This window comes from Labrenzia sp. CP4, from assembly GCF_001579905.1.
GTDB classification, from domain to species: domain Bacteria; phylum Pseudomonadota; class Alphaproteobacteria; order Rhizobiales; family Stappiaceae; genus Roseibium; species Roseibium algicola.
Window position 1 is genome coordinate 4,571,603 of record NZ_CP011927.1, and the last position, 22,014, is coordinate 4,593,616.

At 59.5% G+C, this 22,014-nt stretch carries 22 protein-coding genes and 1 tRNA gene; 7 read left to right on the forward strand and 16 right to left on the reverse strand.

Going from position 1 to position 22,014, the window contains the following annotated elements; translation table 11 throughout:
* Position 1: 1 nt before the first annotated feature.
* The 13 genes from rpoN to ACP90_RS21020 form a co-directional block, all read right to left on the reverse strand.
* Positions 2-1,555, reverse strand: a complete 1,554-nt coding sequence (gene rpoN / locus ACP90_RS20960) for an RNA polymerase factor sigma-54 (RefSeq protein ID WP_023001647.1) — start codon at positions 1,553-1,555, stop codon at positions 2-4.
* A gap of 89 nt (positions 1,556-1,644) precedes the next feature.
* Positions 1,645-2,400, reverse strand: coding sequence for an LPS export ABC transporter ATP-binding protein (gene lptB, locus ACP90_RS20965; RefSeq protein ID WP_023001648.1), 756 nt, complete (start codon positions 2,398-2,400; stop codon positions 1,645-1,647).
* A gap of 124 nt (positions 2,401-2,524) precedes the next feature.
* The gene (locus ACP90_RS20970; RefSeq protein WP_023001649.1) at positions 2,525-3,103 is read right to left on the reverse strand and encodes an LptA/OstA family protein; all 579 of its coding nucleotides are present in this window, start codon (positions 3,101-3,103) and stop codon (positions 2,525-2,527) included.
* 3 nt (positions 3,104-3,106) lie between these two features.
* Complete coding sequence (gene lptC, locus ACP90_RS20975; RefSeq protein ID WP_208984459.1) at positions 3,107-3,757, reverse strand: LPS export ABC transporter periplasmic protein LptC; 651 nt, start codon at positions 3,755-3,757, stop codon at positions 3,107-3,109.
* 45 nt (positions 3,758-3,802) lie between these two features.
* Complete coding sequence (locus ACP90_RS20980; RefSeq protein ID WP_031269608.1) at positions 3,803-4,423, reverse strand: ribonuclease H-like domain-containing protein; 621 nt, start codon at positions 4,421-4,423, stop codon at positions 3,803-3,805.
* A 465-nt stretch (positions 4,424-4,888) separates the two neighbouring features.
* Positions 4,889-5,314 (reverse strand): cytochrome c, encoded by a 426-nt coding sequence (locus tag ACP90_RS20985; RefSeq protein WP_062489842.1) that lies wholly within the window; start codon positions 5,312-5,314, stop codon positions 4,889-4,891.
* Entirely contained in the window at positions 5,314-5,739 is a 426-nt protein-coding gene (gene cueR, locus ACP90_RS20990) for a Cu(I)-responsive transcriptional regulator (protein WP_055658337.1), read from the reverse strand. The genes ACP90_RS20985 and cueR overlap by 1 nt, the downstream gene beginning before the upstream one ends.
* Before the next feature lie 11 nt (positions 5,740-5,750).
* A complete protein-coding gene (locus tag ACP90_RS20995; RefSeq protein ID WP_062489844.1) occupies positions 5,751-8,108 on the reverse strand; it encodes a heavy metal translocating P-type ATPase in 2,358 nt (785 codons plus the stop codon).
* Between the two features lie 96 nt (positions 8,109-8,204).
* Positions 8,205-8,915, reverse strand: a complete 711-nt coding sequence (locus tag ACP90_RS21000; RefSeq protein WP_062489846.1) for an ABC transporter ATP-binding protein — start codon at positions 8,913-8,915, stop codon at positions 8,205-8,207.
* Entirely contained in the window at positions 8,915-9,646 is a 732-nt protein-coding gene (locus ACP90_RS21005; RefSeq protein ID WP_062489848.1) for an ABC transporter ATP-binding protein, read from the reverse strand. Before ACP90_RS21005 ends, ACP90_RS21000 begins: the two co-directional genes overlap by 1 nt.
* Positions 9,643-10,566 (reverse strand): branched-chain amino acid ABC transporter permease, encoded by a 924-nt coding sequence (locus tag ACP90_RS21010; RefSeq protein WP_055658326.1) that lies wholly within the window; start codon positions 10,564-10,566, stop codon positions 9,643-9,645. The genes ACP90_RS21005 and ACP90_RS21010 overlap by 4 nt, the downstream gene beginning before the upstream one ends.
* Positions 10,563-11,426: a branched-chain amino acid ABC transporter permease gene (locus ACP90_RS21015; protein WP_062489850.1), complete on the reverse strand. Its 864-nt coding sequence runs from the start codon at positions 11,424-11,426 to the stop codon at positions 10,563-10,565. The genes ACP90_RS21010 and ACP90_RS21015 overlap by 4 nt, the downstream gene beginning before the upstream one ends.
* A 59-nt stretch (positions 11,427-11,485) precedes the next feature.
* Positions 11,486-12,679, reverse strand: a complete 1,194-nt coding sequence (locus ACP90_RS21020; protein WP_062489853.1) for an amino acid ABC transporter substrate-binding protein — start codon at positions 12,677-12,679, stop codon at positions 11,486-11,488.
* 212 nt (positions 12,680-12,891) lie between these two features.
* Between ACP90_RS21020 and ACP90_RS21025 the strand changes: the two genes are divergently transcribed.
* The 4 genes from ACP90_RS21025 to ACP90_RS21040 all read left to right on the forward strand — a co-directional run bounded on the left by ACP90_RS21025 (position 12,892) and on the right by ACP90_RS21040 (position 16,710).
* On the forward strand, positions 12,892-13,593 hold the full coding sequence (locus ACP90_RS21025; protein ID WP_055658321.1) for a GntR family transcriptional regulator: 702 nt from the start codon (positions 12,892-12,894) through the stop codon (positions 13,591-13,593).
* Between the two features lie 35 nt (positions 13,594-13,628).
* Positions 13,629-15,077, forward strand: coding sequence for an aldehyde dehydrogenase (locus tag ACP90_RS21030; protein ID WP_062489857.1), 1,449 nt, complete (start codon positions 13,629-13,631; stop codon positions 15,075-15,077).
* A gap of 272 nt (positions 15,078-15,349) precedes the next feature.
* Complete coding sequence (locus ACP90_RS21035) at positions 15,350-16,165, forward strand: hypothetical protein (protein WP_062489858.1); 816 nt, start codon at positions 15,350-15,352, stop codon at positions 16,163-16,165.
* A 197-nt stretch (positions 16,166-16,362) separates the two neighbouring features.
* Complete coding sequence (locus ACP90_RS21040; RefSeq protein ID WP_055658316.1) at positions 16,363-16,710, forward strand: SMR family transporter; 348 nt, start codon at positions 16,363-16,365, stop codon at positions 16,708-16,710.
* 100 nt (positions 16,711-16,810) lie between these two features.
* Here ACP90_RS21040 and ACP90_RS21045 read toward each other — a convergent pair.
* Positions 16,811-16,897 (reverse strand) — tRNA-Leu (locus ACP90_RS21045).
* Positions 16,898-17,075: 178 nt separating this feature from the next.
* Between ACP90_RS21045 and ACP90_RS21050 the strand changes: the two genes are divergently transcribed.
* Together ACP90_RS21050 and ACP90_RS21055 are read left to right on the forward strand one after the other, a co-directional pair.
* Positions 17,076-18,050 carry a complex I NDUFA9 subunit family protein gene (locus ACP90_RS21050; RefSeq protein ID WP_062491845.1) on the forward strand — a complete coding sequence of 325 codons (975 nt, stop codon included), beginning with the start codon at positions 17,076-17,078 and terminating at the stop codon, positions 18,048-18,050.
* 200 nt (positions 18,051-18,250) lie between these two features.
* On the forward strand, positions 18,251-19,513 hold the full coding sequence (locus ACP90_RS21055) for an MFS transporter (protein WP_062489862.1): 1,263 nt from the start codon (positions 18,251-18,253) through the stop codon (positions 19,511-19,513).
* A 29-nt stretch (positions 19,514-19,542) separates the two neighbouring features.
* On the opposite strand, the gene ACP90_RS21060 is transcribed toward ACP90_RS21055, so the two are convergent.
* Positions 19,543-19,779, reverse strand: coding sequence for a DUF1127 domain-containing protein (locus ACP90_RS21060; protein WP_023001666.1), 237 nt, complete (start codon positions 19,777-19,779; stop codon positions 19,543-19,545).
* 150 nt (positions 19,780-19,929) lie between these two features.
* Here ACP90_RS21060 and ACP90_RS21065 point away from each other — a divergent pair, with 150 nt between their 5' ends.
* Positions 19,930-20,958 (forward strand): WYL domain-containing protein, encoded by a 1,029-nt coding sequence (locus ACP90_RS21065; protein WP_062489864.1) that lies wholly within the window; start codon positions 19,930-19,932, stop codon positions 20,956-20,958.
* A gap of 83 nt (positions 20,959-21,041) precedes the next feature.
* Here the strand turns inward: ACP90_RS21065 and ACP90_RS21070 are convergent, their stop codons facing one another.
* A complete protein-coding gene (locus tag ACP90_RS21070; protein WP_055658273.1) occupies positions 21,042-21,848 on the reverse strand; it encodes an undecaprenyl-diphosphate phosphatase in 807 nt (268 codons plus the stop codon).
* Positions 21,849-22,014: the final 166 nt, after the last annotated feature.

The window sequence follows — 22,014 nt, forward strand, 5'->3', positions numbered from 1 at the left end:
CTTAAAGTCGCACGTTTTTTTCACGCCGGCGCTGAACGGACGAACCGATCTTCATGGCTTCGCGGTATTTGGCGACCGTCCTGCGGGCAATATCGACACCGTCGTCCTTCAGAATTTTGACAATCGTATCGTCCGACAGGATCGACTTCGGATCTTCGGCATCGATCATCTGCTTGATCCGGTGCCGGACCGACTCCGCCGAATGGGCATCGCCGCCCACCGTTGCGGAGATGGCGGAAGAGAAGAAGTACTTGAGCTCGTAGATGCCGCGCGGGGTCGCCATGAATTTGTTCGACGTCACCCGGCTGACTGTCGATTCGTGCATGCCGATCGCTTCCGCGACGGTCTTCAGGTTGAGCGGACGCAAATGGGCGATGCCGTAGGTGAGAAACCCGTCCTGCTGCCGGACAATCTCTGTCGATACCTTGAGGATCGTACGGGCGCGCTGATCAAGGCTTTTGGCCAGCCAGTTGGCCGTCTGCAACGAGTCGGTGAGATATTCCTTCTCCGTCTCGTTTCGGGCCGTCTTGATGACCTTGGCATAATAGGTCTGATTGACGAGCACTTTCGGCAGGGTGTCCGAATTCAACTCGATCGCCCAGGTGCCGTCGTTGGCCGGGCGCACGAAGACATCCGGCACCACCGGCTGCACCAGCGCCGATCCGAAGAGACTGCCGGGCTTGGGATCGAGTGCGCGGATTTCCGCAATCATCTCGACCAGATCCTCATCATCGACACCGCAAACCTTGCGAAGCCCCGGCAGATCGCGTCTGGCCAGCAGTTCAATATTGTCGATCAGCGCTTCCATGGCCGGATCGTAGCGGTTCTTGTCGATGAGCTGCAGCTTCAGGCATTCGGCCAGGTTACGCGCAAACACGCCTGCGGGCTCAAAGGTTTGCAAGATGGCCAGAACGCTTTCCAGCCGTTCGGTTTCGACCCCGAGCTGCTCCGCCGTCTCATCGAAATCCAGATAGAGATAGCCGTTTTCATCAAGCGAGTTGATCAGGTGGGTCGCGATCAGCTTGTCGGCTTCATCGCCGATCGCCAGATGCATCTGTTCTTCAAGAGACGTGACCAGGGAGGCTTCGTCGGCAACGAAGGCCTCCAGATTGTAATCTTCAGAAGCACCACTGCTGCCGGCGTTCTTGTAACTGTCACCGGCCTTCAGAAGAGCCGGGTCCGGCGATGCAGGCACGCCGGGCTCGTCGGGAAAGACGTTGCCCAGGTCGGTATCCATGCGTGAGGCAATGGCCTCCGACCCGGTTTCCAGATCGTTCTGCATCCAGTCGCCGGTATCGGGCTCGTCGCCCTGACGGGTCTGATTGTCCGCGCCATCGCCAAATGCGTCTGCAGCGGCGTCCCTGCCGCCATCCCCCTCGCCTCCGCCTTCGGCGATGTCGTTCTTTTCCAGAAGCGGATTTCGTTCCAACTCGGCTTCGACATAGGCAACGAGATCGAGATTGGACATTTGCAACAGCTTGATCGCCTGCATCAGTTGCGGCGTCATGATCAGCGACTGACTTTGTCGCATCTCCAGCTTGGTTGAAATGGCCATTGAGTTCCCAGGCAAGCGTTATTTCAAGTTGGTCTGCTTTTTGCTTCTTGATTGCAGACTGAGTGTATAACGTAGCTGGCGGCGTGTCATCAAAGCGTAAACTGTTCACCCAGATAAAGCCGGCGCACATCCGGATTGGTGACAATTTCCTGGGGGAGCCCTTCCGTCAGAACCTCGCCCGAAGCGATGATGTAGGCGCGGTCGATGAGGCCGAGCGTCTCGCGAACATTGTGGTCCGTTATCAGAACGCCAATGCCACGCTGGGTCAGGTGACGCACGAGCTGCTGAATATCCCCTACCGCGATAGGGTCGATACCTGCGAAAGGTTCGTCGAGCAGCATGAAGGACGGACGGCTTGCAAGTGCGCGGGCAATTTCAACGCGGCGGCGTTCACCACCGGAAAGGGCGATACTCGGCGATTTCCGCAAGTGGGTGAGGCCGAATTCAGCCAGCAGCTCGTCGAGCTCCTCCCGGCGTTTCTGCCGGTTCGGCTCGATCACTTCCAGAACGGCGCGGATATTCTCTTCCACCGTCAGGCCACGGAAGATGGACGCTTCCTGGGGCAGGTAGCCGATGCCTAGCCGGGCGCGCCGGTACATGGGCATGCGGGTGATGTCGAAGCCTTCCAGCGAGATCTTGCCCTGATCCGGCCGGATCAGCCCGGTGATCATGTAGAAGGTCGTGGTCTTGCCGGCACCGTTCGGCCCCAAAAGGCCGACGGCTTCGCCAGGCTTCACGGACAGGCTGACATATTTCACCACCTGGCGGCGGCCATAGGTCTTGCCGATGCCATCGACGACCAGCGCCTGCGACAGTTCTTCGCCATCGTGGCCCGTTTCCGGCATGCTTCCCTGCAATCCGTTATACTCCGAAGACGTTCTCTTCACTGGCGCGCCGTCCATCCGATCATTGCCGCGGCTTCACATAAGGTCTGAGGCCGACACTGTCGAGTCGAACCAGCCGTCAATATCAGTTGCCGTTTTGGTCGTTGTTCACACTGTTAGGCTGAATGCGCACCTTGACGCGGCCGCTGCCCTGGCCGGACACCTTCCCGTTGCCGGCGCTCAGATTGGCCTGGCCGGTCTTCAGATTGACGGTCAGCCTGTTCCCGACGACAACATTCGGTCCCTGGCTGAGCACGACTTCCTTGCCGGTCATCACCATGACTTCCTTGTTCATGTCGAAGCTGGCTTCGTCGCCCTTCGCGGTCTGGTCCTTGGAGGTGATGAACACGCCTCCCGCCGCTTCCAGCTTCGAAATCTTCTGCTGGACGGCGCTTTCTTCTGTCTTCTCAGCCCCTGAGCCGACGTAGAACACCTTGAGCCGCTGCGTCTTGAGGCTGGTTTCGCCCTGCGTGACCAGCACATCGCCAACGAAGGTTGCGGTGTTGTTGTTGTCTTCGACCCTCAGTTCACTCGCCTCGATCTCGATTGGCTCACCATCGTTCGACCCGAAGCCGGCGAAGGCATCGGAGAAGGTCTGGGCATGGGCCGAACCGGCAAGAAGGGCTGCGGCGGCGGCAATCGTCATGCGTTTCAGAAAAGTCATCTCTTACTGTCCTTGCGAAGCAGGATTGAGGGTCATCTTGATACCGTCGGAAAACCTGACGATTCCCTTGGCTTTATCATAGTCGAGTTTGCCCGCCACGACACGGCCCTGATCGGAACGAATGGACACGACCTGCGAGGTCTTCAGAGCCCCGTTGCTGAGGTCGATTTCCACTTCGGACAGGTCGACCGTGTAGCCTTCACTCCATTCAAGCTGAATGCCTTCGTAGAGCCGCAAGCTCTCCGTCGCGTTGTTGTAGGTACCTTTCAGCGCCACAATCTGCGCGCTCTGGTCCTTGCTGAGCGTGATGTCGGCCCGAATGGTCTCAAGATCGATGACGCGCGGGTCACTGAGGCGCTGGATCGCCCTGTAGGCGGTTACCCGGTAGGAGCGGTCACCATCATGACCCGACAGTTCGGGATGATCCATCACCAGCCCCTCGCTGGTCAGCATCATGTTGGTGGCACCAAGCCCGCTGAGCACGTTGAACAAGACCACAAGCCCGACCATGACTGCCAGAATCAACAGCCCGACGCCAGGAAACAGCCAGCGCATGATGCGCACCATCAGGCTGTGTCGGCGCGCGGCTCGTTGGGCGCGGGTCAATGGTCGCCTGGCCGCATGTCCGTGCATATGATCGCCAACAGCGCTCAATCCATTCTCCGAAATCGTGTGCCCGATCTCCTGGCACCTAAGCCATTACGAGTGGGCGAAAATATCGTTTTCTTCCCAGCCCTTCAGATCGAGTTCTGCCCGCGTCGGCAGGAAATCGAAACAGGCCCGGGCAATATGACTACGTTCTTCACGCTCCAGCATCATTTCCAGCCGTTCCTTCAAGGCGTGCAGATGAAGCACGTCCGAAGCCGCGTAGGCCAGTTGGGCGTCGCTCAATGTTTCTGCAGCCCAATCCGAGCTCTGCTGCTGCTTGGACAATTCAACCCCGAGAAGTTCGCGCGTGATATCCTTCAGTCCGTGGCGATCCGTATAGGTCCGAACCAGTTTGGAGGCGATTTTCGTACACCAGATCGGCGAGACCTGGATGTTCAGATAGTGCTGAAGCACCGCAACATCAAACCGGGCGAAGTGGAATATTTTCGGTTTGGCCGTATCGGTCATCAGCGCAGCGAGGTTCGGCGCCTCGCTCTGGCCGCGTGCGATCTGGACCACATCGGCGCTGCCATCGCCCGGTGAAAGCTGCACAACACAGAGCCGGTCACGATGCGGGTTGAGGCCCAGGGTCTCGGAATCGACCGCCACCGCACTTGCCGTTTCATAGGCTTTCAGATCGGGCAAATCGCCCTTGTGATAGCGGATGGTCATGACGTTTCGTCTCCTCTGGCCTGTCCCGAGCACAATTTCTGTCGATGCTCCTGCCATACTGATCCAGCAGGCCACCTGTTTCTTATCTTCAATGACCGCACCTGCATTTATGCCAAGACACATGAACACAGGTTGAACGACCGCAAATGTTATTGCCTGCCGACTGCCCGCAACAGGCAAACGACAGGCCGCTTTTTCGAATAAGTTTTCCGTCAGGTAAAACATGCGGCGGGATGAGGCAAGTCGGTTGACCGCAGAACCATGCCGATACGTGAAGAGAATGCTATTTCTTGATACGAATTGCCTGGTGGCAGCTCATTGCAATTCCAATCCCAAGTCGCAAACAACGCACCAGGCACTCGGCCGCCGGCCATCCCTCTTCCATGACCGGTTCGGAAAGATGGCGCGACAGCCGAGGCCAACAAACACCCCTCCGGCTCAAAGCTCGCGCCCCGCCCCTCGAGTTCAGTTGATCCCGTTTGCCCGTTGAAGCGCGCGTACATAGGCAACGATCTTTTGTACATCCTCCTGGCTGACACCATCCACGGGCGGCATATCGCCAAATGGCCAGTGGTGCGCACGCACGCCACGGGAAACTGCAAGCAGAAATGCCCCGTCGGCGTGATGGCCAGGCTCGTAAATCTTGTGTACCAGCGGAGGCGCGATGCCATCGCGCCCGGCAGCGTTGTCGCCATGACAACTCGCGCAGTTTTCGCGAAAAAGAGTTTCGCCAGCCAGGGCGTCTCCTTCCAGGGCCGGGACTTGCACCGACACCAGCGCGGCTCCACTGGCGGCAGGCGGTTGTTTCTTTCCGGACACGAGCCCCCAGAACAGAATGCCCAGCACAATAACGGACAAGATCGCTGAAACTGTCAGAAAGATCCTGCTCATCAAGCCTGCCTGCTATCTTCATCCAGCTGATCGTGGTCATGCTGGCCGGACAGATCGTCGATGATCGGACAGTTGGGCCGATCGTCACCATGGCAGGCGGTCACCAGCTCTGACAGAACCTTCTTGAGTGAGCGCAGTTCCTCGATCTTGCGATCCACTTCCTTGATCTTCGCCCGGGTGATCGCCTTGACGTCGGCACTTGCCCGGTTGCGGTCTTCGTAGAGAGACAGAAGTTCACGGCACTCGTCGATGGAAAACCCAAGGCTGCGCGACCTTTGAAGGAACTTCAGCCGCTGGAGATCCGCGTCGATAAAATCGCGATATCCGTTCTCGCTGCGCAGAGGGCGGACGAGGCCGATATCCTCGTAGTAGCGGATCGTCTTGACCGGCAGTCCGCTCTGTTCGGAGGCTTCACCGATATTCATTTTTCTTTTCCTTAGAGCTTCAGCGTGCGCAGACGCAGCGCGTTGCTGATAACCGAAACCGAAGACAGGCTCATGGCGGCGGCGGCCAGCATCGGCGACAGCAGTACGCCGAAGACCGGATAAAGCACACCGGCTGCCACAGGCACACCGACCGCATTATAGACGAAGGCGAAAAAGAGGTTCTGCCGGATGTTGCGAACCGTCTCGCGGGCAAGCTTCCGGGCACGCAGGATGCCTTCCAGGTCGCCCTTGAGCAGCGTCAGTCCGGCGCTTTCCACCGCGACATCGGCCCCCGTGCCCATGGCAAGACCGACATCGGCAGCAGCCAATGCGGGCGCATCGTTGACACCGTCACCAGCCATGGCAACCGTTGCCCCCCTGGACTTCAGGTCTTCAATGAGCTTTTTCTTGCCTTCCGGCAACACACCGGCGTGAACCTCGTCAATCCCCAGCAGCTTGGCTACGGCGTCTGCCGTGCGGGGCGCATCGCCCGTTGCCATGACGATCCTGATACCGTCGTCATGCAGGGCGCTGATGGCTGCCCCGGCATTTGCCTTGACCGGATCCGCAACGGCGATGAGCCCAAGAAGCTGCGCTGTCTCACCAGCCTCTTGCACCAGATACATCACCGTCTTGCCCAGCTCAGCCAGTTCTTCGACACGATCGCCAAGATCGGACAAATCGGCGCCACTTTCGCTGGCAAAAGCGGCGTTGCCAAAAAGAACGACTGCATCATCGACCCGTGCACGCACGCCTTTCCCCGTGACGGCTTCGAAGTTTTCTGCCCTGGGCAGATCCAGATCCTGGCTTTTGACTGCCCCGTGGATCGCTTCGGCAAGCGGGTGTTCCGAGCCTTTTTCAAGCGCGCCGGCCAGCCGCAGAAGCTCCATTTCGCTTTTGCCGGCGGCCGGAACAATCTCATCGACAACCGGTTTGCCTTCGGTGAGGGTTCCCGTCTTGTCAACGACGATCGTATCCACCGCTGCTAGCCGTTCCAGACCTTCGGCGGTCTTTACCAGAACGCCGGCCTGTGCGCCTCTGCCCGTTGCCGTCATGATCGACATCGGGGTGGCAAGGCCGAGTGCACACGGACACGCGATAATGAGCACCGAGACGGCTGCGACAACCGCGTGAACGAATGAAGGGCTTGGACCTAGGAACAGCCACATCACGAAAGCAAGCACCGCCACACCGAGTACCGCAGGCACGAAATATCCTGCAACGCGATCGGCCAGCCCCTGGATCGGGGCCCGTGAACGTTGCGCCGAGGCAACCATGTCGACGATCTTGGACAGCATGGTGTCCGCACCGACCAGCTTCGCCTCCATGGTGAAGGACCCGGTCTTGTTGAGCGTTCCGCCGGTAACCTTGTCTCCCGGGTTCTTTTCAACCGGAACCGGTTCCCCGGTGACCAGGCTTTCATCGACGGATGAACCACCCTCCTTGACCACGCCGTCGACCGGAACAGCCTCGCCTGGGCGAACGCGCAACAGATCCCCTGCGAGGATATTCTCAAGCGGTGCGTCGTATTCGTCACCCTCCGGCGTGATCCGCCGGGCTGTCTTGGGGGCAAGGTCCAGCAGGGCGCGGATCGCGTCGCCCGTGCGTTCGCGGGCGCTCAGTTCCAGCACCTGGCCTACGAAGACCAGCGCGATAATCACCACCGCGGCCTCGAAATAAACCGGCATATGGCCTTCCGGTCCCTTCAGCGCATCCGGAAACAGGAAAGGCAGGAAAGCGGCAATCATGGAATAGAGATAGGCTGCACCGACACCGATCATGATCAGTGTCCACATGTTGAAATTGCGAGTGACCAGAGACGCCCAGCCCCGCTGGAAAAAAGGCAAGGCTGCCCACAGGACTACCGGCGTAGCCAGCAGGACTTCAAGGTAGATCGCAACGCCTTCGCCGATCCAGTCGCGGATCGGCACGCCTACCATCGGCCCCATGGTCAGGATCAGAAGCGGGACAGCCGCCAGGGCGCTGACCCAGAGCCTGCGGGTAAAATCGACCAGCTCATGGTTGGGTTCGTCGGAAACGCCGCTCTGCGGTTCCAGTGCCATCCCGCAAATCGGGCAGGTTCCCGGACCTTCCTGGACGATTTGCGGGTGCATGGGGCAGGTATAAAGTGCGCCCTTGGCGGACTGTTCCGCCTCCATCGCCTTTTTCTTCCTGCTATTGCCGGACACATAGAAATAGGGATCAGCCTCGAACTTGTCGTGACACTTCGGACTGCAGAAGTGGAACTCCTTGCCCTTGTATTTCAGGCTCGGCTTACCTTTTCCAAGAGTAACCGACATGCCGCAGACCGGGTCCGTGACCTTGCCTGCCTCGCCAGTCTGGTTCGGCTGGATCTCTGTATCCTGCATGATGTTCGCCCTGATGGATCTTCGATCTCCTCATCAGATAGGCCCTCCAGTTGCTGGAAGGTCAAGGTGGACAATTGCTTATTCTCCGGCCGGTGTTTATCCCGATCCTAGATAGGCTTTCTGTACGGCCGGATCATTGAGCAGGGCAGATGCCGTATCAGCACCTGTGATCAGGCCGTTTTCAATCAGATACCCCCTGTCCGCGATCGCCAGGCTTCGCTTGGCGTTCTGTTCGACCAGAAGGACGCCGATGCCGGTTTCCCGGATGCGCGACAGGTTCTCGAAGAGTTCGCCCGACAGGAGTGGAGACAGGCCGAGGGACGGCTCATCCAGCATCAGGATGTCCGGGTTCGACATCATGGCGCGGCCGATGGCCACCATCTGCTGTTCGCCACCCGACATGGTTCGGGCGGTCTGGTTGCGCCGCTGTGCCAGCTTCGGAAAGAGAGCAACCACCTTTTCCAGGTTCTCCTGCCGGCTTGCTCGCGCCCGCTCCGGATAGGCACCCAGCATCAGGTTTTCCCAGACGCTGAGATCGCCGAATATGCCTCGACCTTCCGGCACGAAGGCTATGCCAGCCTCGACGATCCTGTCCGCTTTCATCTGGCGAAGGGATTGGCCAGCGAGTGCCGCCTCACCACTGACCGTTCCTTCACTGATCCCGGCGATGGCCCGCAACAGCGAACTCTTGCCGGCCCCGTTTGCGCCGAGGATGACGACGATCTCGCCTTTCGATGCGGTCAGGCTGACACCCTGAAGGGCTGCATGAAGACCATAGGTGACGGTGAGCCCGTTGATATCCAGCATCAGCCGTCCCCCAGGTAGGCCCGGATGACTTCCGGGTCGGAAAGCACGTCTTCAGGTGTGCCTTCGGCAATCCGGGCGCCGGAGTTGATCACCAGGCACCGGTCGCATAGCGAGCGGATGGCGTCCATGACATGTTCGACAAGAATGATCGTACGCCCCTCCTGGCGCAGGCTGGCAATCAGATCGATGCCGACCGTCAGTTCGGACGGATTGAGACCGGCGAGCCACTCGTCCAGAAGAAGGACTTCCGGTTCACTGGCGAGTGCGCGGGCAAGTTCCAGCCGCTTCTGGTCGATGTAGGTCAGTGCGGAGACCGGCTTGCCACTTTGCCCTTCCAGACCGACCCTTGCCAGAAGCTCCGTCGCGAAGGTTTCCACCTCCTTCCCCCAGCGCCTGGCATGGCCGAAGACGCCGCCGGCGATGACGTTTTCCAGCACGGTCAGCTCCGGCAGAATGCGGACAAGCTGGAAGGTTCTGGAAACGCCAGAGCGGGCAATTTCGTGGGGCTTTTTCCTGGTCAGATCCTGCCCCTTGAGAATGATTGCCCCGGAGCTCGGCTTCAGGGCGCCGGAAATCATGTTCATGGTCGTGGACTTGCCGGACCCGTTCGGCCCGATCAGCCCCATCACCTCATGCTCGAGTACCTGGAAACTGACATTGTTCACTGCAACAAGACCGCCGAAGCGCTTGCTGAGGCTTTCCACGTGAAGGATCGGTTGACCTGGTGTCATGACGACCTCCCTGCCAGAAGCTTGCCGAAAAGTCCGGTGACACCATTCGGCAGGAAATAGACGATCAAAAGAAAGGCGAGACCCAGAACCAGCGTGGTGGCATTGGGGAAAGAGACAGAAATCACCTCCCACAGAAGCGTGAAGGGAAGAACGCCCAGAAGCGGGCCGTAAAGTTTCCGCGTGCCACCCAGAAGAGCCATGATGACAACGACGAAACTGAGCTCTGGCGAGAACACGACATTCGGTTCGATGTAGTAGTAGCGCGGTGCGACGATGGCGCCGACGAGAGCGGCGACGAAGCCGGTGGTCATGAACATCAGGACCTTGGTGCGCGCGGTATTGATGCCGACGTGACGCGCCACGGCCTCGTCATTGCCGAGAATGCGCAGCGCGAACCCGAGCCGCGACCGCCCAAGCCACCAGCCGAACGCGAACACGGCGGCAAGAACGGCAAGCAGCATCCAGTAGATATGCGTTTCGTCCAGGTCGGTGAGCACATAGAGCCCGCGGCTGCCGAGGAAATTGTTCTGCACCCAGCTGACGAGGTTGCGGACCATTTCCGCAAGACCGAGCGTGAAGATGACAAAATAGACGCCGGACAGGCGCAGGGTTGCCCAGCCGATCAGCGCGGCAAGCGCTGTCGCGACAACGGGGGCGAGTGCCGCCATGGCCCAGAAGCTCTGGTCGTAATCGCTCATGCCGAGGCCGACCAGATAGCCACCGATGCCGAAAAAGGCGCCCGTGGACAGGGCAATGTAATGGGTCGGCCCGGAAAACAGCGACCATGAAGTGGCAAGGGCGGCATACATCAGAACGGTTACGGCGATCGACAGCCAGTAGCCGTCTGCAACAAAGGGAACGCATGCGGCGGCCGCCAGAAGCGCTGCGGCGCCGGGCATAGCAAGGGCTGAAATGTTCATGCAGGTCTCCTGCCAAACAGACCCTGGGGCCGAAACAGGAGAACAAGCAGAAAGATCGTGTAGGCAGCAGCCAGGGTCAGCCCCGGATCGATCAGCGTCGCCACGGCGGTTTCCACCACGCCCAGGATCAGCGCAGCCACAATCGCCCCGCGAATGTCGCCGACCCCGCCCATGATCACGATGATCAACGCCTTCATGGTGAAGATGACACCGAACGACGGATCCAGCGTGACGAAGGTTGAAATCAGCACGCCCCCCATCGCCGTGATCGTGCCGCCGATGGCAAAGGCCAGCGCGCTGATGCGTTCGACGTTGATGCCGACAAGGCCGGCTGCCATCGGACTGACGGCAACAGCCCGGACAGCCAATCCGGCGTTGGACCGGTTCAGCCAGAGATAAAGCGCCAGACTGATGGCCACGGCCCCGCCGAAGGCAACCAGCCGGTTGGCGGCAACCGTCGTTCCGGCAACGTCCACCGGAACGGCAAGGAAGGAATAGGCAAACAGTTCCGGATAGATCAACACCATGGTACCCACCAGAATGAATGCCATTCCGAAGGTTGCCAGAATGGAGTCCACCTCCAGCTGGCCCTGCGTTTTTGCCCGCCGGACAAGCGGCAGAAGCAGGACGCGGTAAACCAGCCAGCTGGTTGCGAACGCCAATGGCGCCACGAGGAACACCGTGATCAGCGGACTTAAGCTAGCCGCGGTAAAGGCAAGAAACGACGCCAGTGCTCCCATGACCAGAACCTCGCCATTGGCAAGGTTCATGATCCGGGCGACGCCATATTGCAGATTGAGCCCCATGGCTATGAGCGCATAGGTTCCGCCCAGAAGCAGGCCGGAAATCAGGATGTCCATCTAAACTACCAATTCGCGAGACGATCCGGACCGGCCTGAGCCGGCCGGTCCGAAGGTCTTCAGTTCCAGCCTTCCTTGGCGACCGGCTCGACCGCAACCGGGACACCGACGCCGGCGACGGCATTGAACTGGCCGTCGTGCCACTGGCCCACCGTCCAGTAGTGCTTCGATTCATTGTGCTTGTCGAAGCTGATCGTGCCGAGGGCGGTGTCAAAGCTGTTGGCCTTGATGTACTCGGTCACGGCCTCGCGGTCCGTACTGTCGGCCCCTTCGATCGCCTGTTCCAGAACCTGCAGGCTGGCATAGTAGGTGGCTGCAGCCCAATATTCAGGCTGGTTGCCATGAAGCTCGTTGAAGGCCGCGCGGTATTCCGTCATCGGCTCCAGATCGAGATTGACGCCCCCTGCCCCGAGATTACCTTCGATCTTGCTGCCGAATTTGCCGGCGTAGGCGGGAAACGCTGTCGCGACAGCCGTATAGAAGGCGCCGACATCGAGATTTTCAATGATCGCCTGCTCCGTCAGGGCAAAGGTATCCGGCGGATAGGAAAAGGCGATGAACGCATCCGGTTCGGTCGCCTTGGCTCCCTTGACCACCGGGGACAGATCCGCCGTGCCGAGGGGGTAGGACTTGTCGAAGACAATCTCGTAGCCAGCCGCCGGCAGAACTTCACGGGCGACGGCCGCAAGCTCTATGCCGAAGGCATCTGCCACGTTGACCATGGCCACCTTGTTGCCGATGGCACCGTTGTCACGAAGCTTGTTCAAGGTGTCGCGCAGGCCCTCGACAAAACCGGTCGTGTTGCCGAGGGTGAAGAACATGTTTGGAAACCGTTCGGAAAGTTCCTCGATCTCGTCGGTGATGTTGGTCACCGAGATTTGCGGATAACCGTATTTTGCGAAGATCGGAGCAGCTGCCGCGTTGAAACCGGTGCCCCAGGGCGTCAGCAGAAAATCGACTTCATCCTGCGTGGCGAGACGCTGCACCGCCTTGATCATCTCGGCCGGATTGGATTTGTCGTCATATTCGACCAGTTCCACAGGACGGCGCTCGCCGCCGACCATCAGGCCACCGCGTCCGTTCACCTGGCTAACCCAGAGCTCCACATTCGGGCTGTGGCTGGCAGCATCACCTCCTGCCGCCGGACCGGTCATATGCACCACGCGGCCGATCTTGATCGGGTCCGCGGCAAAGGCCGTGGAGGCCAGCAGCGCCGCGACAAGCGCGTTCGCTCCAAAAACTATTCTACGCATCAGAACTCCTCCCAGTCGCGCAGATCATGCGTTTGATCGCGCCTCAGCTTTGTATCCATAAATTTTCAACTTTGCAACATACTGCATCCAATAATGGTGATTTCAGAAATTTTGTAATGACAAAGCGCTATTTTTGGATACATAAATATGAAAATGCTCATGATAAGGTCCATGCCTTCGAACAGGTATGGATCCGAAAATGGCAAGGACAGATGACGACCAAGGCAAATGAAACAGCCCCGTCCGACAAGCGCGTGCTGGCAGTTCTTCATCGCATGATCATGGACGGCTCGCTGGCACCGGGCTCGAAGATCAGCGAAGTGAGCGTTGCCGACATGTTCGACGTGTCGCGAACACCTGCACGGCTGGCACTGCGCGCGCTGGAGGTGGAAGGTCTCATCAAGAAGCGTGACGGTCGCGGCTTCACGGTGCAGGAATTCAATCTGGGCGACATCAAGCACGCCTACGAGGTGCGCGGTGTACTGGAAGGCCTGGCTGCCGGCACGCTTGCCAAGAGCGGCATGAGCAAGGACGTCGAGGCGACGCTGAAATCCGTCATCAAGGACATGGACATCGCGCTAACCGACACATCGGCGGATGGTGACAAGATCTCGCGCTATCAGGACGGCAATGTCGCCTTTCACGAGACGATCATGCGCCAGTGCGGCAACGACTACATCGGCTATGCGTTCGATCGCATGGAAAGCCTCCCGATGCTCAAGCTGGGCACGGTGGTGTTCAGCGCCGACAAGGCCGAAGAAGACATGATGCGCCTGCGCCTGGGCAACATGCAGCACCGCCTCATCTTCGACGCGATCTCGAAACGCGACCCACAGCGCGCTGAATCGATCATGCGCGAACACGCCAACCAGACACTCGTCTACTCCGCCCTGTTCGCAGGCCCGGACGACTGACGGGACAAAACAAGACCAACACAACGGAGGATCCCATGGACTACGGCCTTTTCATCGACAACGAGGACCAGGCAGCCAGCAACGCGGCTGTCTTCGAACGCAAGAACCCGGTCAGCGGCGAACGCGCCAGCGTGGCGGCAGCCGCGGTGGCGGCCGACGTCGACAAGGCTGTGCAGTCCGCGCAGGCTGCCTTTGCCGCGTGGTCGAAGACTGGCCCGAGTGAACGGCGCAAGATCCTCAACAAGGCTGCCGATCTCATGGAAGAACGCACGCCGCAGTTCGTCGAGGTCGGCATTCGCGAGACAGGGGCGACCGCGCCATGGCTCGGTTTCAACAACATGTTCGCCGCCAAGATCCTGCGTGAAGCGGCCGCTTCCACCACTCAGATCAAGGGCGAGATCATCCCCTCCGACAAGCCCGGATCCTTTTCCATGGGTTACCGCCAGCCTGTTGGCGTTCTGGTCGGCATGGCGCCGTGGAACGCTCCGACCATTCTGGGTGTCCGCTGTTTCGCGCTGCCGATTGCCTGCGGCAACACGGTGGTGATGAAAGCCTCCGAGAAATGTCCGGGCCTGCACAGGCTTCTGGGTGACGTCATGGCTGATGCGGGCTTGCCCAAGGGCGTCCTGAACATCCTGACCCACGATGCAGCTGACGCTCCCGAAGTGGTCAACGCGCTGGTCGATCACCCGCTGACGCGCCGGATCAACTTTACCGGATCGACCCGCGTTGGCCGGATCATCGCAGAGCGTGCTGCCAAGCACCTGAAACCCTGCCTTCTGGAACTCGGCGGCAAGGCTTCACTGGTGGTGCTCGACGATGCCGATCTCGACGGTGCGGTCAATGCCGCCCGGTTCGGCGCTTTCATGAACCAGGGACAGATCTGCATGTCCACGGAAAAAGTTGTTGTCGATCAGTCCATTGCAGACGTCTTTGCGGAGAAATTCGCGGCCAGCGCCAGCGCGCTTAAAGTGGGCGCGCCAACCGAACAGGTTCATATCGGCTCGGTTGTCGATCGCGACACGGTCGACCATGTCAAAGCCCTGATTGACGACGCCGTTGCGAAAGGCGCAAAGGTTCTGTGCGGCGGCGTGCCGGAGGAAGGCACCGTGATGGCCCCGACTATCGTCGATCTGGTTACTCCGGAGATGCGCATCTACGGCGAGGAAAGCTTCGGTCCTGTCACCACGATGATCCGCGCCCGCGACACCGCCCATGCCATCGAGATCGCCAACGACACGGACTACGGCCTTTCGGCTGCCGTCTTCGGGCAGGATACCCGCAGGGCTCTGGAAGTTGCCAAGGACATCCAGTCCGGCATCTGCCACATCAATGGCCCGACTGTCTTTGACGAAGCGCAGATGCCTTTTGGCGGTGTGAAATCCTCCGGCTATGGCCGCTTCGGCGGTACGGCAGGCATCAACGAGTTCACGGAACTGCGCTGGATCACCATCGAAGATCCCGGTCAGGGCTATCCGATCTGATCCATCACCGGTAAGTCGCCGCCTCCCCCCCCTTGAAAGTGTGCGGGAGGCGGTTGAGCCAAATCACTTTCACCAGAGGCCCCGCAGCAAGGCTTGCCGGGGCCGTGTTGGGCCTGTGCCGGGGCCTGCCTCCTTTGCAAGGCCCGCCGGGCGGGACGCTGCGTCACCTGACTTAAACAGGTGTGCCTTCACGCACTGTTAACCATAAATTGCAATACCTGACACACCAATAGCGCGCATTTCCGCGGAATCAGACAAGCGGTGTTTCAGCCATGAAAAGACTTTTGCAGTCCCTTCCGATTGCGGCCTTCCTTGCGCTTTCTTCGGCGCCCCTTGCCTCCGCTGCGGATGTCTACTCAGGGCCCGGCGAGCTCTATCAGCCATCGACGCTGCGCGGCAGCATCGGTCTGCGATACTGGTACAGCCAGTCGCGCTCCGATCTGGACAACAGCGGCTTCGACATTTCCAGCACGGATAATGTGACCTCTCACACCGCTGAACTGGTCGGAACGCTCGAGGACACGACGTCCAACACCTTCTTCAGGGGCTATGTCGGCCTCGGCAGGAGCGACGGCGGCGATGTGCATTTCTCTGGCTACGAGATGGACGAAACCGATGAGACCTCGCTCGGATATGTTGTTCTCGACGGCGGCTGGGGCTTTGCGCAATTTGCAAACAACCAGGTGCGGCTGAAAGGGTTCGTCGGCTACCAGTACCTGTCCGACGACGTTTCGGCGAAATACGGAAACCTGACCGTAGAACAGTCCCGCGACTGGCATGCGATCCGCCTCGGCATGACTGCTGAAGGCGACATCGGCCAACGCGCCGGCTGGTCTGTTGACGTCGCAGGTGTCCCCTGGAGCTACAACAAGATCGAAAACTGGGAAAGCGACTGGACCTATGGTCTGGAAGCAGATGCGATGCTGAATGTCGACCTGACCAAGAACTGGCAACTGGGCGTCGGCGGCCGCTACTGGTGGCTCCACTCGAATTTCGACCGCAGATATGTCGTCACTGGTGAGAAAGTGGTTCTCGACCAGAACTATCACCGCTACGGCCTGCTGCTGGAAAGCAAATACACCTTCTAGAGCGTGTCGCCTTCAACCAGAAGGATCGTGCATCGTGATTTGCGCCAGACAGCCGCCCGGAAATACAGCCCCAACCTTCAGAAAGGTCCGCGCACGCGGGCCTTTTTCGTATAAACAGACGACACGAAAACCACTCACTCCCTGAAGGGCCCGCGTACCTTCATCCGGAGCTCCCTCACCGCTTAAAAGAGCCAGAGATGCCGAACAGCCTCGCCGCCACCTATCTTTTCCTCGTCGCGGCCATCGTCGCCGAGGTGATCGCCACTTCCGCTCTGGCAAAAACCGAAAATTTCACCCGCCTGCTGCCTTCGATCATCACCGTGGCCGGTTATGCGATCTCTTTCTGGCTGCTGTCCTATCCGATTCGCGTTTTGCCGACGGGAATCGTCTACGCAATCTGGTCCGGAGCGGGCATCGTTCTCATCACCATGGTCGCCTGGCTGGTGTTCGACCAGAAACTCGACCTGCCGGCCCTGATCGGCCTTGGACTGATCCTTAGCGGGGTGGTGATCATCAATGTTTTCTCGAAATCGGTAGGCCACTAGGCCAAAACGCCGAAGCAGCCCCAGAAACGAAAAAAGCTCCGGAAAACCGGAGCTTTTTTTGATTGTTCTGGACCTTGGTAGTGTGTCCAAAACCGGAATTTGGTGCCCAGGAGAGGACTCGAACCTCCACGCCCTTGCGAGCGCTAGCACCTGAAGCTAGTGCGTCTACCAATTCCGCCACCTGGGCTGTGAGGGGGGCTTGTAAGGGTGGTTCCGGGGCTTGTCAATCACTCTGTGTGACTTTTTTTATTCATTCACAGCGAGCCCTTCACAGACCCGCGGCAAAGGGCTAAGAAACTCCCAGACTGAGCCGGCCAAATTCCAGGCCGCCTCTCCTTTTGGACGCGACAGAAGGCATTTTCAGGATGTCCACAGCACTTAACGGCAAACTCGTCACGGTTTTCGGCGGATCGGGATTCCTTGGCCGTCATATCGTTCAGGCGCTCGCCAAGCGCGGTTACCGCGTGCGCGCAGCCGTCCGCCGTCCCGATCTGGCGACTCATCTTCAGCCGCTTGGCGCCGTTGGCCAGATCATGCCGGTACAGGCCAACCTGCGCTATCGCTGGTCGGTCGACCGGGCCGTGATCGGCGCGGATGCGGTGGTCAATGCCGTCGGCATCCTGGCCCCCAGCGGCAAACAGTCCTTCGACGCGGTGCAGAGTTTCGGTCCGCGAGCGATCGCGGAAGCCGCGCGTGCTGCTGGCCTTGATCGGATCACGCATATCTCTGCCATCGGTGCGGACGCACAGAGCAGCTCCGCCTACGCCCGCTCCAAGGCGGTCGGCGAAGCCGGTGTTCTGGAAACCCTGCCCGGCAGCGTCATCCTGCGGCCATCCATCGTGTTCGGTCCGGAAGACAAGTTCTTCAACAAGTTTGCCGACATGGCCCGCTTCTCGCCTGTGCTGCCGCTGCTTGGTGGCGGCGAGTCCAAGTTCCAGCCGGTTTATGTCTGCGACGTTGCCGAAGCCGTTGCCCGCGCTGTCGATGGCCAGCTTGCCGGTGGCACCACGTATGAACTCGGCGGCCCTGAAGTGAAAAGCTTCAAGTCTTGCCTGGAAGACGTGCTGGAAGTCACCCGCCGCAACCGCGTTCTGTTGCCGCTGCCCTTCCCGGTCGCATCTGCCATGGGCAAGGTTCTGCAGCTCTTCCCCTACGCGCCGTTCACCGCCGATCAGGTCGAGCTGCTGAAAACCGACAACGTGGTGTCTGACAAGGCAAAGGCGGAAGGCCGCACCCTGGAAGGCATCGGCGTTCCCCCGGCAACGCTTGCCGCCGTATTGCCGACCTATCTGGAACGCTACCGCGAACACGGCCAGTACGACGCGCACCGGCCGGCGTAAGGCCTGCTTGTAACTGACTTCTTCGACGGGCCCTTCGGGGCCCGTTTTCTGTTGAAAGAAACTTGCCCGGTGCCGGGCGGGTATGCGCACGCCAACAGCCCGTCCGCACACAGAACCTTTCATCCGCTGCTCACCCGGCACAGCTTTTCGTTGCCGCATCCCGCTCCTTCGCCTACCGTCAAAATTGACGGGAGGCGCAGATGTCATTTCTTGCCAAGGTCACGTTACTTTTTGTTGTCTTTGTCGACCTGCTCGGCCAGGGGCTGGTGTTTCCGATCATCAATTCCCTGGTGATGGAACCGTCGACATCAATGTTGCCACAGTCCGCCAGCGACGCGATGCGCCATTTCGATTATGGCCTCATCATCGGTGTCTTCTTCTTGTGCTGGTTCTTCGGTGCGCCCTACATCTCCAAACTGTCGGACATCATCGGCCGCAAGAATGCGATCCTGATCTGCCTGTTCGGCGCGCTCGGCGGCTATGCGCTCACCATTGCAGCGCTCTATCTCAACAGCTTCCTGCTCCTGATCCTGGGCCGCGCGATCACCGGGCTGACTGCGGGCAACCAGCCGATCGCGCAGGCCGCGATGATCGATGGCAGCACGGATGACGAGGACCGCAACCGGAACATGGGCTATATCATCACCGGCGTCAGCTTCGGGCTGGTCGGCGGCCCGCTACTCGGCGGTCTCCTGTCGGACCCGGTCCTGCTTGGCGACCTGGCGAGCATCAAACTGCCGTTCTATGCCTGTTTCGTACTGGTGCTGATTGCCATCCTGCTGGTGATATTCTCATTCAAGGATGCACACGACGCCGAGGCGGAGCGGCAGAAATTCGTGTTCCGGCCTTCGGAAATCCTCGAACTTCTATGGCGTATCCGCAAGTATCCGACAGTGATGCGGCTGACGGTGGTGTTCTTCTTCTTTCACGTCGCCAACCTGTCTTTCTACATCTTCGTCGACAACTACCTGACCAGCCGCTTCGGTTACGGCACGCTCGGCGGCTCGATGGTGATGCTGACGATCGGCATAGCCCTCGCCTTTTCCAGCACGTTTCTGGTGGTGCCGGCGCAAAAGCGGTTCAGCAAGGAAGCTATTCTGGGCATGACCTTCACGGTCTGGGCGGTGTCGGCGGCAGCTTTCATAGCCTCGCCCAACGCAATTCTGACCTATGTGCCGGTCTTCTGTTTCTACTTTGCCTTCGGCATCGCCTACCCGACGTTTCTCGGGCTTTATTCGGCAGCCGTGAGCGACAAGGAACAGGGCTGGGTCATGGGTGTGACCATCGCCGTCTTCACCTTGGTGGCGGGCGTGATCTCGTTGCTGGGCGGGGAACTGATCGGGCTTGATCTGGATCTGCCGTTCTACGGTGTGATCATCGCGGCTCTCACCGCTCTTGTTGTGATGTTCTTTGCCTGGAACAAGCCGGAGATAAAGGCATTGATGCGCGGATCCGGCGGCTGACAGGAGAACTTGCCAGCCGCCGGAAAAGATTATCCACGCCGAGGCCCCAACTTGAAGCGGTCGTCGTGCAGCTCGCTGTAGCCGAGCTCTGTGCGTTGCAGGCCGATATCCTTCAGCTCACTCTCGTTCAGGCGAGAAAGTGCTCGGTTAGTTTCCCGGCGGCGAAGATAATTCCGGAACTCTGCCACACAAACACGAAGGGCAGAAAACAGAACACTGCGGCTGTTTGCGCGGCTGCGGAAAATGGTGTCGATCTCAAGGCTCATCTCTCTTCTCCTAAGGGCTGAACGCCCGTTCCTTTCTGGGGACGAGATGAGAATGACAAATCAATCCTGACAGCAGTGAGTCATGTTTGATCCCGTTCTGTTCTCAGGTTATGATTTTTTTTGTTCCGACCTCACAGAGCCCGATTTTCCATGAACCCGATTGAACGCGCACTCGGCATCCTGCTTCTGCTGACCGGCGGCAAACTTGTCCCGGCAACCGTACTTGCCGAACGGTTTCACGTTTCCCATCGCACGATCTATCGCGACATCGACAGGCTGATCGCGCTTGGCGTTCCGGTGGATGCAGAGCGTGGTGCGGAAGGCGGCTACCGGCTTGCCAGCGGTTATCTTCAGCCACCCGTGGCGCTGACCCGCAATGAGACCGCCGCCCTGCTGGCTGCAATGGCACTGGTGCGCTCCAGCCGCACGGTGCCGCTGGCAGACGATCTTGCAGCCGCGGAAAAGAAGCTGTTGGCGTCCCTGCCCAAAACGGTTCACGGGCTCTTGAAAGAGGCCGACAGGATCGTGGGCATCGAACCAATCCCGCCCGACATCTTTCATTCCGGCACAAAGGCGGAACCGACGGGCGACTGGCAGAAGGCCCTCGACGGATTCATGGCCGGTATCCTGGATGGCAAACGGGTCCGCTTCGAACACGTCAACCCCACAAGGCGGACTGTGAAAGCCCATGACGTCGAACCCTATGGGGTCATGTTCGACCGGGACCTTTGGTACCTGGCCGGACGCTGCGTCGATACGGACACGCTCAAGGTCTATCGGGCGGACCGGCTGCGGGATCTGGAAATCAGCGGGCTCTTTTTCCGGCCCGACAAGACCTTCTCCATCAAGAGCCTTCTCGGCGGGGCATGGCTGTCGCAGGCGATGCGTCGCTGGGAGCAGGAAGAAGCGATTGCCGAGATCCTGATCACTGCCGCACAGGCAAAGAAGCTGAGCGCCGACTGGTATTACCGTCACGCCGTCTTCACACCGGCCGAAGAAGGCCGGATCCTCGTCAGCATCCCCTCTACCGAGCGGGCCCGCATATTGCCGCTCGTCCGCTGGCTCGGGCCGGGGGCGGAACTGCTTGGCCCGGAGGACCTTCGTCAGGAGCTTGCAAGCGAACTGGAGGCATTGGCGGGGACCTATACGGCCAAGAGACAGCTCAACCGTTCAGCCTGAGCCAAGCCGCGTCACACTCGCTCCGTCGGTCCGGACAAGCGCAGCAAAATATGCACGCTGATCCGGACATTGGTGAAGCGGCCTCAGCCCAGGAAATAAAGTCCGGCGAAACCGGCAATGCCGACGAAAATGCGCCACCAGGCAAAGGGCGCGAAGCCGTGTTTGGAGACGAAGTCGAGCAGCCCCTTGACCACAAACACACCGGCGATGAAAGACGCGACAAAGCCGATACCAATGAGCATGGCATCGTCCATCGAGAGCACGTTGCGGTTCTTGTAGAGATCGTAGGCAAAGGCGCCGGCCATTGTCGGCATGGCCAGAAAGAACGAGAATTCGGCCGCCGAGCGCTTGTCGGTGCCCATCAGCAATGCACCGGCAATGGTCGCACCGGAGCGTGAAACGCCGGGCACCATGGCAAGGCACTGGCAAAAGCCGATCTTCAGGCAGAGCGACAGCGGGTAATCCATCACATTTGTATAGCGCGGCTTCAGCGGCAGGCGGTCGATCCACAGAAGGACGATGCCACCGAGCAGCAACGTCGTGCAGATAAGCGCGGGCGTTTCGAACAGCACTTCCTTGATGAAACCATGCAGCAGCACGCCGATGACGGCGGCCGGCAGGAAGGCAATCAGGATACCGGCCACGAAGCGCCGGCTGGAGGGATCACTTGGCAGCGTAACCAGAAGCGTCCACAAACGGCCGAAATAAACCGACAGGATCGCCAGAATGGCGCCGAGCTGGATCAGAACCTCGAAAGTTTTGCCTGTGCTGTCGAAGCCGAGAAAATGCCCCAGCAGCAGGATGTGACCGGTTGACGAGACGGGAATGAACTCGGTCAGACCTTCGACAATCCCCAAAATGAGAGCATTAACAATCGTTTGGCCGTCCATTGTGTATCTTGTCTCCAAATGGCTTGATGAAAACCAGCCTGACCAAGTATGTCTCGCGACTCAGGGCGTCTCCCAAGTCGCCGCTTATTTGACGAAGCGAAGTCACGCCGTCAAACCCTTGATAACCATATTCGGGGCAAACTCTCCGTTAAGGCGATTGCAGCAT

Excerpts from the sequence above, each read along its gene's own strand:
- rpoN (WP_023001647.1), bottom strand. The coding sequence starts at position 1,555 with ATGGCCATTTCAACCAAGCTGGAGATGCGACAAAGTCAGTCGCTGATC.
- lptB (WP_023001648.1), bottom strand. The coding sequence starts at position 2,400 with ATGCCGGAAACGGGCCACGATGGCGAAGAACTGTCGCAGGCGCTGGTC.
- ACP90_RS20970 (WP_023001649.1), bottom strand. The coding sequence starts at position 3,103 with ATGACTTTTCTGAAACGCATGACGATTGCCGCCGCCGCAGCCCTTCTT.
- ACP90_RS20980 (WP_031269608.1), bottom strand. The coding sequence starts at position 4,423 with ATGACCATCCGCTATCACAAGGGCGATTTGCCCGATCTGAAAGCCTAT.
- ACP90_RS20985 (WP_062489842.1), bottom strand. The coding sequence starts at position 5,314 with ATGAGCAGGATCTTTCTGACAGTTTCAGCGATCTTGTCCGTTATTGTG.
- cueR (WP_055658337.1), bottom strand. The coding sequence starts at position 5,739 with ATGAATATCGGTGAAGCCTCCGAACAGAGCGGACTGCCGGTCAAGACG.
- ACP90_RS20995 (WP_062489844.1), bottom strand. The coding sequence starts at position 8,108 with ATGCAGGATACAGAGATCCAGCCGAACCAGACTGGCGAGGCAGGCAAG.
- ACP90_RS21000 (WP_062489846.1), bottom strand. The coding sequence starts at position 8,915 with ATGCTGGATATCAACGGGCTCACCGTCACCTATGGTCTTCATGCAGCC.
- ACP90_RS21005 (WP_062489848.1), bottom strand. The coding sequence starts at position 9,646 with ATGACACCAGGTCAACCGATCCTTCACGTGGAAAGCCTCAGCAAGCGC.
- ACP90_RS21010 (WP_055658326.1), bottom strand. The coding sequence starts at position 10,566 with ATGAACATTTCAGCCCTTGCTATGCCCGGCGCCGCAGCGCTTCTGGCG.
- ACP90_RS21015 (WP_062489850.1), bottom strand. The coding sequence starts at position 11,426 with ATGGACATCCTGATTTCCGGCCTGCTTCTGGGCGGAACCTATGCGCTC.
- ACP90_RS21020 (WP_062489853.1), bottom strand. The coding sequence starts at position 12,679 with ATGCGTAGAATAGTTTTTGGAGCGAACGCGCTTGTCGCGGCGCTGCTG.
- ACP90_RS21025 (WP_055658321.1), top strand. The coding sequence starts at position 12,892 with ATGACGACCAAGGCAAATGAAACAGCCCCGTCCGACAAGCGCGTGCTG.
- ACP90_RS21030 (WP_062489857.1), top strand. The coding sequence starts at position 13,629 with ATGGACTACGGCCTTTTCATCGACAACGAGGACCAGGCAGCCAGCAAC.
- ACP90_RS21035 (WP_062489858.1), top strand. The coding sequence starts at position 15,350 with ATGAAAAGACTTTTGCAGTCCCTTCCGATTGCGGCCTTCCTTGCGCTT.
- ACP90_RS21040 (WP_055658316.1), top strand. The coding sequence starts at position 16,363 with ATGCCGAACAGCCTCGCCGCCACCTATCTTTTCCTCGTCGCGGCCATC.
- ACP90_RS21050 (WP_062491845.1), top strand. The coding sequence starts at position 17,076 with ATGTCCACAGCACTTAACGGCAAACTCGTCACGGTTTTCGGCGGATCG.
- ACP90_RS21055 (WP_062489862.1), top strand. The coding sequence starts at position 18,251 with ATGTCATTTCTTGCCAAGGTCACGTTACTTTTTGTTGTCTTTGTCGAC.
- ACP90_RS21060 (WP_023001666.1), bottom strand. The coding sequence starts at position 19,779 with ATGAGCCTTGAGATCGACACCATTTTCCGCAGCCGCGCAAACAGCCGC.
- ACP90_RS21065 (WP_062489864.1), top strand. The coding sequence starts at position 19,930 with ATGAACCCGATTGAACGCGCACTCGGCATCCTGCTTCTGCTGACCGGC.
- ACP90_RS21070 (WP_055658273.1), bottom strand. The coding sequence starts at position 21,848 with ATGGACGGCCAAACGATTGTTAATGCTCTCATTTTGGGGATTGTCGAA.